Genomic DNA, 9,328 nt, shown 5'->3' with positions numbered 1-9,328 from the left:
CTTCCGATCTGTGATTTTCAGACTGCCAACGGCGCCCAGCCACCCCCGATGAGAGTCGGCAGTCCGAAAATCACCCAGCCCCCGGAGCGCCCACCCCCGGAACCGCCCCCGGCGTCACCCACCCTCCCGAGAGCCCCCCTCCGAAGAAACCCCCCGCAACGCCCGCTCCAAATCCCGCAAAGCCACCCCCACCAACCGCGTCCCCGCCCGCACCACATCCCGCTGCACCCCCGCCGGAGCCCCCTCCAACCCCGCCTCCAACCGCCCCTGCGCCTCCCGCACCGCCCCGAACTCCACCGGCCGCCCGGTCAACAGCGCCGCCGCCGCCAACGCCGTGGCCAGCCGCAGCTCCTCCGCGTACTCGGCCGCCCCCGGCACCGGGTCCGCGTCGGCGGCCGGCAGGTGTGCCTCCAGCAGCACCGCCGCCCGCCCCAGGTGCCCGACCGCCGCCCGGGCCCGGTCGATCTGGCGCCGGGTCACCCCGGTCAGCCCCGACTCGTGCCGCCCCGGTTCGGAGTCGGCCCGCTGCATCGCCTGGAGCAGCTCGGAGCGCGCCTCCCGCGAGTCCAGCAGCGCGGACCGCACGACCCGCCCGCGCGGCGCCCCCGGCTGCTCGTAGCAGTCGATCACCGCGGCCGCGTACCGCCCGGCCGCCGCCAGCCACTCGGCGAGCCGTTCCCCGAGCCGGGCCGTCTGCCAGGTGGGGAACAGCGCGTACGTCAGCAGCGCCAGCGACCCGCCGAGCAGCGTCAGCCCGACGCGTTCGAAGGCCGTCTGCAGCGGGTCCCCCGCCTGCAGCCCGAGCAGGAACACCACGTACGAGGAGATCCCGACCGTGGTCAGCGCGTACCCGGTCCGGAACGCCAGGTACGCCCCGCCGATGCACAGCACCGCCAGCGCGGCCAGCACCCACTCGCCCGGGTGGGCCAACTGCACCACCAGCGTGGAGACGGCGACCCCGACGACCGTCCCGGCCAGCCGGGCGACCCCCCTGCTGTAGGTCTGGGCGAAGTCCGGCCGCATCACCATGGCCGCGGTCATCGGCGCCCAGTACCCGTGGTGGAACCCGGCCAGCCGGGCCAGCAGGTAGGCCCCGGTCACCACCGCGGCCAGCCGGACGGCGTGCTGGAAGATCGCCGAGCGCGGCCGCAGCTGCCGCCGGACGGCCCGCAGCGCGACCGGCAGCATCCGGGAGATCGACGGCTTGTGCAGCGCCCCGCCGGCCCCGACCACCGGGGTGGTGATGGTGTCCTCGTCGTTGCGGTCCAGGGTGTCCGCGGCCTTGCGCAGCAGTCCGCCCAGCCGCCGGGCGGAGCGCCGGGCCGCACCCTGCAGCGGCGTCCCGTCGTCCGGCCGGACCAGCGTCAGCGTCGGCGCCGAGCGGGGGAGCCGGACCGGGTCGCCGGTGCGGACGGCCCGGGCGAGGGCGTCCATCACCTCGGCGGCGGCCGCCAGCACCTCGCGGGCCCGGTCGCGTTCCGGCCCCTCCTCCGGGGCGCCCACCTTGGGGTCGGCGAGCGCGGCGAGGGTGGGCCGGATCCGTTCGGCGATGCCGCGCAGGCCGCGCAGTTCGGGCGGCCGGTGGCGGTCCTGCCAGGGGGTCACCGCGGAGGCGTGCCGGGCCGTCATGAACGGCTCGGGGTCGACGTGTGCGGTCGGGTCCTGCCGCAACCGGCGTGCGTAGTCGGCGAGTTCGGCATAGGTGTCGGCGAGCGCGGCCCGCTGGGCGGACCAGCTCCCGATCGGCCACAGGGTGATGACGACGGCCTGGGCGACCCCGCCGAGCGCGGCGACCAGCCCGTGGCCGAGCGCCGCGGTCGCGCTGACCGGGAGTTGGACCACGATCAGCATCACCGAGAGGGTGTTGGCGGTGACCACCCCGGCGGTCGGCCCGATCGCCCAGGCCAGGCCCGCGCCGAAGGCCCAGACCGCGAGCAGCACCGGGAACAGCCCGTACACCCCGGCGGCCAGGTAGCCGAGGAAGGTGCTGATCCCGAGCCCGAACCCGGCGGCGACGGCCAGGCTGGCCCGGGGCCGGAAGCTGCGCTGGAAGGTGGCCGAGCCCGCGATGAACGCGCCCATCGCGGCCGAGGTGGCGAGCGCGACCCCGCCCAGGGCGAGGGTGGGGAAGAGCACCAGCGCCACGGCGACGGCCCCGCGCAGCGCCCGCTTGGGGTCGGTGAGCGCCCGGTCCAGGGTGAGTCCGGTCCGCGCGGTGTCACGAAGGGCGGCGAACCAGGACATACCGACATCCTAGGCGGCGGGCGCCCGCACCAGCCTCCGCCGTACCCGGTCGAGCCGCGCCGCCGTCCACCGCAGGGCACCGGTGGGCAGGAACACCGCGTCGGCCGCGACCATCGCGAGCGAGAACACCGGCAGTCCGAGGACCACCGCGATCCCGAGGTGTTCGGCCATCAGCACCGCCAGCAGCACGTTCTTGACCCGCCGGTTCAGCAGCGTGAACGGGAACGCGACCTGGAGGACCACCGTGCCGTACGAGATCAGGAAGACCGGCAGCAGGGCCGCGCCGACCAGCCCGGACAGCGCCGGCCAGGGGGCGAAGTAGTCCAGGTGCAGCGGGTAGTACAGCGCCGTGCCGTCCTGCCAGCGCGAACCCTGCACCTTGTACCAGCCGGCCGTGGCGTAGACCAGCACCACCTCGGCGGCGATCACCAGCATCGCGCAGTTGTGCACCATGGTGGCCAGCGCGTCGAGCACCGCCCGCGGCTCGCCGTCCGGCCGGAGCCGGCCGAGCAGCCACCAGAGCCCGGCCACCACCCAGAGCCCCCAGAACAGCGGCGCCCAGCCGAGGTACGGGAAGGTCGGAGCGGTCCAGGTGAGGCTGTCCCCGGAGAAGTCGCCGGCCTGACAGAGCGCCAGCACCGCGCCGAGCAGCGCCCACAGCACCACCCCGGACCGGCCGGGCCGGGCCCTGCGCGCGTCCAGCGACCAGACCTCGGCGCAGCGGGTGAAGACCAGGTACACCGCCATCAGGTGGACGACGTTGTCCCCGCCGTCGCCCAGGAACACGTTGCGGTTCTGCAGCGACAGCACGGTGACCAGGAACAGCACCGTGGCGGCCCTGGTCCGCCAGCCCAGCAGCACCGCCAGGGCGGCCAGCAGGGCCAGGTGGTAGACCAGTTCGAACCAGAGCCGCCCGTCGAACCAGGGCAGCACGGTGAACGCCCCGTTGTCCGCCAGCAGCTGCCGGGCGAGGTCCGCCGACCAGGGCGAGCGGTCGCCGTACAGCACCCGCCGGTGGGGCCACTCGCGCAGCAGGTAGGCGAGCCAGACCAGCCCGAAGCCGATCCGCACCACCGCGGCCTGGTGCCGGCCGAGCACCTGCCCGGTGAACGCCGCCATGGCCCGCCCGAGGACCGCGACCGGGCCGCGGGCCGGCGGTGCCGGGGCCGGAGCCGGAGCCGGTGCGGCGACGGGCGACGGCCCGCCCTGCCGCGGGATCCCGTCCAGCGTGCCGGCCGCCACCGGCTCCACCGGCGTCGAAGCCTCGTTCACCCCAACCCCCGGTAGTCCTCGTCCCCGACCGGCCACCACGGCAGCTCCCGCGTCCTGGGCGGGGGCGGCGCGGCCTCACCGCTCCAGGCCGGCGGCGGCACGGTGGCGGTGGTCACCCGGAACTCGATCCCCAGGACCCGCTCGCCGTCCACCGTCCGCCCGATCCGCTGCAACGCGATCCGCTTGAGGTACTGCTCGGCCAGCCGGCCGCGCGGGTTGGTGAGCCGCTCGTCCTGCGGGTCGTGCGAGCCGTCGTAGAAGTCCCAGGCGCGGCGCAGCATGTTCTGGTCGACGTGGCTAGGCGCCGGGTTGCCCCGGATCGCGGCGATGTCCCGGGCGGTCAGCCCGATCCAGTCGCGGGTCAGGGTGGCGCCGCCGGTCCCGGCGGTGCGCACCCGGGCGTCGAGGGTGACGTTCTGCTGCAGCGGATTGGGCGCGAACAGCTTCCAGTTCTGCTCGAACTCCGGGTACACCACCCCGTCGACCTCGCCCTGGTACTGCCGGGACAGCGTGTTGGCGGGCGCGACGTGCAGGAACACCGCGGCCAGGAACAGCCCGGTGCCGGTCACCAGCGCCGCGGCGGCCAGCCCGAGGACGAGCTGGGCGGGCCTCGACCAGGTGCGTCCGGGGGCGGCCCGGTCCGTGGTCTCCGTCATGGCCCCCGCCCGATCGGCGCGCCGCCGGCGGCACCGGCGCGTCGCGCGCCCATCCTGCCCTACCCGCCGCCCGCCGGGGCCCGCACCCCGGGCCCCGGCGCCGGTCGGGCGCTACAGCACGAAGGCGGTCTGGCCGGTGCTGCTGACCATCGGCCGGCCCGCGCCCTCCCAGGCGTACATCCCGCCGTCCACGTTCACCGCGTCCCGGCCCTGCTGCACCAGGTACTGGACGACCTGCGCGGAGCGGCCGCCGACCCGGCAGAGCACGTACAGCTTCCCGTCCGGCAGCTCGCCGATCCGGGCGATCACCTCGCCGATCGGGATGTGCAGCGCGCCGTCCACGTGGCCGGCGTCCCACTCGTCCTGCTCGCGCACGTCCAGCAGGGCGGCGTCGGCCGGCACGGAGGCGGCGTCGGTGGTGGGGATCTGCGCGAACATCGTGGGGCTCTCCTGGGCTCGGTTCGGGTCGGTGCCATTGTCGCCCACCGCCGGCTGCCGGTGGGCCGGATCGGGGGCGCCGAGCAGCCGGGCCAGCTCGGCCTGCTGCGCGGCGGCCTTGGCGAGCAGTTCCTCGGCGAGCTGCTCCAGCAGCCGGTCCGGGTCCTGCGGCGCGAGGGCGAGCAGCTGGCCCATCGGGGTCTGCTCCAGCCGGACCTGCTCGGTCGCGGTCTCGGTGATCTTGGCGGTCAGCCAGCCCAGCCGGCGGCGCAGCCAGCCCAGCCGGTCGGGGGAGTCGACGGCGGGCGCGGCCTCCGGCGCGGTGGACCACTCGGCGGCCAGGTCGGTCAGCGCGGCGGTGTCGCCGTACGCGTAGGCCTGGTTGACCCGGACCAGGAAGTCCGCCCGGCGCTGCTGCTCGTCCCGGTCGGTGGTCAGGTCCGGGTGGGCGCGACGGACCAGCTCGCGGTAGATCCGCTGGGCGTCCTTCCCCGGCCGCACCCGGGCCGGCGCGGCGGGCGGCGGCGCGACGGCCTCCTCGGCGCCCTCCGCACCCGCCGCGGACTTCTCCCGGACGGAGTCGAACAGCGCGTCCAGGTCGGGCAGTTCCTCGACCTGCCGGCGCGCCTCGGCGGCCCGGCGCAGGTCCTCGGGGCGGCCGGTGCGGGCCGCGACGGCCTCGGCGACCAGCGCGTCGAGCTCGTCCAGCCGGGCGTACAGCGGGCCGAGCAGCTGGTGGTGGATCAGGGCGAAGTTGTCGATCTCGACCCGCAGCGTCTGCACGTCCACGTCCATGCTGAGCCAGGCGAGCTCGGCCGCGGCGACCCGCTCCTCCAGCTCCTGCTGTTCCGGGTCCGTCCAGCGAACGGGGCTCTGCGCGGTCACGATCTCGCCTCTGTCTCGTCCGGCCGGCTGGGTCCTGCGGAGCCGCCGCGCGGGCGGCCCGGCCTGCCACCCTACCGCCGTGTTCCGGGGCTCCGTCCGGGTGAAGCGGGCGTACGAACCGGCGCGCGGCACCCGACACGCAACCGATCCTGATGAATCTCCCCGTTTCGGTGTCGAGCCCGGCCCGGTCCGTGCTTCGCTGGTATCCGCACAGCGTGCCTTCCTCCGGAGAGACGGCCGCCTCCAGGCGTGGCGGCCAGGCGGGAGCAGACCGAATCCATGGTGGCCGAGTCCAACTCCACACCGCTGCCGGCGGGCGCCGGGACCACCCCGGGCGACCATCCGACCGGGGTGGCCGCCCTGGTCCGCCTCGCCCTCGTGCTGATCGACCGGAGCGGCCGGATCGCCCAGTGGAGCCGGGCCGCCGAGGAACTGTTCGGGCACCGCGCCGAGGCCGTCACCGACCGCCCCGCCGCCGGCCTGCTGCCCGCCCTGGAGTCCCGGGTGCTCGACCGCTGCGCGGTGCGCCGCCGCTGCGACGCCCTCGACACCCTGGCCGGGCTGACCGCCGCCGGCCGCCCCTGGGCCGGCCGGCTGACCGTGACCGACCGCGAGGAGCACCAGCGCGACGTGCTCTGGTGGGCCTACCCGCTGCCCGGCCCGACCGGCGGCGTGCTCGCCCTCGCCGCCGACGCCCGCCCGCTGCGCACCGCCGGGCCCCGGCTGGCGCTCGGCGAGCGGCTGCTGCCGTTCGCCGCCGCGCCCGCCGCCCGGGGCGGCTTCCACGGGCTGACCGCCGCGCTCACCCCGCCCGCCGCCGGGCTGCCCGAGCCGCTGGCCCGGCTGCTGCCCGACGCCCACCGGGCGCTGCTGCGGGAGGCGGTGGCGCGGGGCGGGCTGCCGGCCCTGCGGCTGGACCCGACCACCGTGCTGCCGGTGCTGCCCTCCGACCCGCAGAACGGCACCGCGCACGTGGCCGCCGGCCTGGGCCGCCGCTACCCCACGCCCCAGCAGCGCGCCGCCCGGCTCGGTCCGCCGCCGCAGGGCGAGCACTCCGCGCCGGGCCGCCGCCCGGCCGGCCCGCTGCCCGCCCAACGCGAGCCGGTCCCGCCCGAACCGGCCGCCCAGACCCCGACCGCCCCCGAGTCGAGACGGCGCGAAGCGGCCCCACCCGGCCCCGCCCGGCCCGTCCCGTCCCCCGCCTCCGTCCGCGAGGCACCCCCGCGCACCGGAGGAGGAGCCGCCATCGAGCAGCAGGCCGCCGTCGAGTCGTCCGTCCACGGCCTCCCGCCCCGCCGCCCCGGCCAGGCCCCGCCCGGCGCCGGGGCACCGTCCAGCGGCCGGTTGAGCCCGTTCCTCACCAACGGACAGGCCGGCGAGCAACTGGCGCTGCTGAACGAGGTCGGCGGCAAGGTGGGCACCACCCTGGACCTCGGCTTCACCGCCCACGAGCTGTGCCAGGTGCTGGTCCCCCGGGTCGCCGACTTCGCCTGCGTGGACCTCGTGGACGGGCTGATCTCGGACTCCGAGCTGCCGGTCGCCCGCCCGGACGACGACACCATGCTGCGCCGGGTCGCCCTGGTCTTCAACGAGGCCGGCGGCGCCTGGGACCACGTGCTCTCCGAGGGCTCGCTGGTCAGCATGCCGCGCCGGACCCCGCCCGGGATGGCCCTGCAGCTGAACCAGCCGGTGCTGGTCCCGGTGGTCAGCGCGGACGTCGCGGTCGACTACGCCATAGCGCTCGGCGGCGTCCGGCTGGCCCCGGTGGTCTCCGGCCGCTCGATGCTGGTGGTCCCGCTGTCCGCCCGGGGCACCGTGCTGGGCATCCTCAAGCTGCTCCGGCTGCCGGACCGCGCCCCGTTCGACGAGAGCGACGCCGCCACCCTCAAGGAGCTGGCGGTCCGGGCCGCGCTGTCGCTGGACAACGCCCGGCTGCACCGCGCCGAGGCCCGGGTCGCCACCACCCTCCAGCGCTCGATGATCCCGACCCGCCCGCCGCAGATCCCCGGTGTGCAGATCGCCCACCGCTACCTGCCCGGCGATCCGAAGGCGGAGGTCGGCGGCGACTGGTTCGACGCGATCCAGCTGCCCGGCAGCCGGGTCGCCCTGGTGGTCGGCGACGTGATGGGCCACGGCATCCACTCGGCCGCCGCGATGGGCCGCTTCCGCACCGCGATGCAGACCCTCGCCGCCCTGGACCTGCCGCCCGGCCAGCTGCTGCGGCACCTGGACAACCTGGCCCAGAAGCTCGGCGACGACCACCTCGCCACCTGCCTGTACGCGGTCTACGACCCGATCAACCGGACCTGCGAGCTGGCCAGCGCCGGCCACGTCCCCCCGGTCCTGGTGCACCCGGACGGCACCGGCGAGCTGCTGGAGATCCCGGCCGGTGCGCCGATCGGCGTCGGCGGGGTGCCCTTCGTCGCCAAGACCATCGACGTCTCGGACGGCTCGATGCTGGTGCTGTGCACCGACGGACTGGTCGAGGTCCGGGGCGGGGACATAGGGGCCGGGCTGGCCGCGCTGTGCGGCAACCTGATCGACCCGCAGCAGAGCCCCGAACAGGCCTGCGACGAGGTGCTGCGGCGGCTGCACTCGGACGACCGCAAGGACGACGTCGCCCTGCTGGTGGCCCGCTTCGACGGGGTCGCCCCGTCCGAGGTGGCCACCTGGGACCTCACCGTGGACCAGCGCGAGGTCCGCCGGGCCCGGTCGCTGGTCCGTGAGCAGCTGGCGTCCTGGCACCTGGAGGCGCTCAGCGACACCACCGAGCTGCTGGTCAGCGAGCTGGTCACGAACGCCGTCCGGGTGGCCCGGGACCGGGTGCAGCTCCAGCTGATCCGGGTGGACAAGCTGCTGGTCGAGGTCAGCGACGACAACCACAACCTGCCCTCGCTGGAGCCGGCCGAGCAGCTCGGCGAGACCGGCCGCGGCCTCACCCTGGTCACCAAGCTCGCCGAGCACTGGGGCACCGCCCGCAAGGCGGTGGGGAAGGTCGTCTGGTTCGAGCTGCCCCTCCCGCACGCGTGACGGCCGCGTACGGGCGGTGTCCCGTACGCGGCCGACGGATCGGATGGAGCGCGGCTCAGGGGATGACGGCCCCCGCCGACCGGCGCCGGGCCTCCGCCGCGACCTCCCGGGAGGCACTGGCCGCCACCGAGGTGGCCGCGCCGACCCCGGCCAGCACCCGCGGCCAGAAGTCCCCGAAGACCTCGACCGAGACGGCGATCAGCAGCGCGGTGATCACCGCGACCACGTGCTCCAGACCGGCCAGGTTGGGCAGCACGACCGCCTCGCCGACCATCAGGACGACCACCGTGCCGGCGGTGAACCAGGCCCGGGTACGGAACGCGATGCAGATCGCCAGCGCCACCACGGCGGCCGACGGCCCGGTGTCCCGCACGTAGGCGACCCACTTCGGGAAGCCGAACAGGTGGCCCGGCCCGATCGCCACCCCGACCCGGGCGAACAGCGTGCCCGCCAGGGTGCACGCGTAGGCGACCACCAGGGTCATCCGCCGGCCGAGCACCACCTCGGCGATCGCGAAGACCACGAAGACCTGCGCCAGCGCCCCCCAGACCGGCAGGTCCAGCGCCGGCACGTACAGCGACAGCGGGGTGCGCAGCAGCGAGACGTCCAGTGGCAGGGAGGCCCGCACCACCCCGATGTGGTTGACGAAGCGCTCGCCGCCCGGCAGGTGCTGGACGACGCTGAACAGCAGGATCAGAAACGTCGCCACCGTGGCCAGCGGGAATGCGGCGAACTTCTTTCGCAGCACCGCTCCCCGGACCGTCAGGTACAACGTTCCCCACTCGGCGACAGCGGCCGTTCTG

Annotated in this window: 6 protein-coding genes; 1 reads left to right on the top strand and 5 read right to left on the bottom strand. The window is 75.8% G+C overall.

Annotated features, from left to right (window positions below; genetic code table 11):
* Positions 1 to 114: 114 nt before the first annotated feature.
* The 4 genes from AB0O91_RS36600 to AB0O91_RS36585 form a co-directional block, all read right to left on the bottom strand.
* Positions 115 to 2,244: an FUSC family protein gene (locus tag AB0O91_RS36600; RefSeq protein WP_363442493.1), complete on the bottom strand. Its 2,130-nt coding sequence runs from the start codon at positions 2,242 to 2,244 to the stop codon at positions 115 to 117.
* Positions 2,245 to 2,253: 9 nt separating this feature from the next.
* Complete coding sequence (locus AB0O91_RS36595) at positions 2,254 to 3,516, bottom strand: HTTM domain-containing protein (RefSeq protein ID WP_363442490.1); 1,263 nt, start codon at positions 3,514 to 3,516, stop codon at positions 2,254 to 2,256.
* Positions 3,513 to 4,172 (bottom strand): DUF5819 family protein, encoded by a 660-nt coding sequence (locus AB0O91_RS36590; protein ID WP_363442487.1) that lies wholly within the window; start codon positions 4,170 to 4,172, stop codon positions 3,513 to 3,515. Before AB0O91_RS36590 ends, AB0O91_RS36595 begins: the two co-directional genes overlap by 4 nt.
* A 111-nt stretch (positions 4,173 to 4,283) precedes the next feature.
* Complete coding sequence (locus AB0O91_RS36585; RefSeq protein WP_363442484.1) at positions 4,284 to 5,495, bottom strand: rhodanese-like domain-containing protein; 1,212 nt, start codon at positions 5,493 to 5,495, stop codon at positions 4,284 to 4,286.
* 279 nt (positions 5,496 to 5,774) lie between these two features.
* Here AB0O91_RS36585 and AB0O91_RS36580 point away from each other — a divergent pair, with 279 nt between their 5' ends.
* Entirely contained in the window at positions 5,775 to 8,525 is a 2,751-nt protein-coding gene (locus AB0O91_RS36580) for a SpoIIE family protein phosphatase (RefSeq protein ID WP_363442481.1), read from the top strand.
* Between the two features lie 55 nt (positions 8,526 to 8,580).
* Here the strand turns inward: AB0O91_RS36580 and AB0O91_RS36575 are convergent, their stop codons facing one another.
* The gene (locus AB0O91_RS36575) at positions 8,581 to 9,273 is read right to left on the bottom strand and encodes a hypothetical protein (protein WP_363442478.1); all 693 of its coding nucleotides are present in this window, start codon (positions 9,271 to 9,273) and stop codon (positions 8,581 to 8,583) included.
* Positions 9,274 to 9,328: the final 55 nt, after the last annotated feature.

Origin of the sequence: Kitasatospora sp. NPDC089797 (assembly GCF_040684795.1) — a bacterium.
Lineage (GTDB): Bacteria > Actinomycetota > Actinomycetes > Streptomycetales > Streptomycetaceae > Kitasatospora.
The sequence above is the reverse complement of the archived record's forward strand: the minus strand, read 5'-3'. Positions and strand labels throughout refer to the sequence as shown.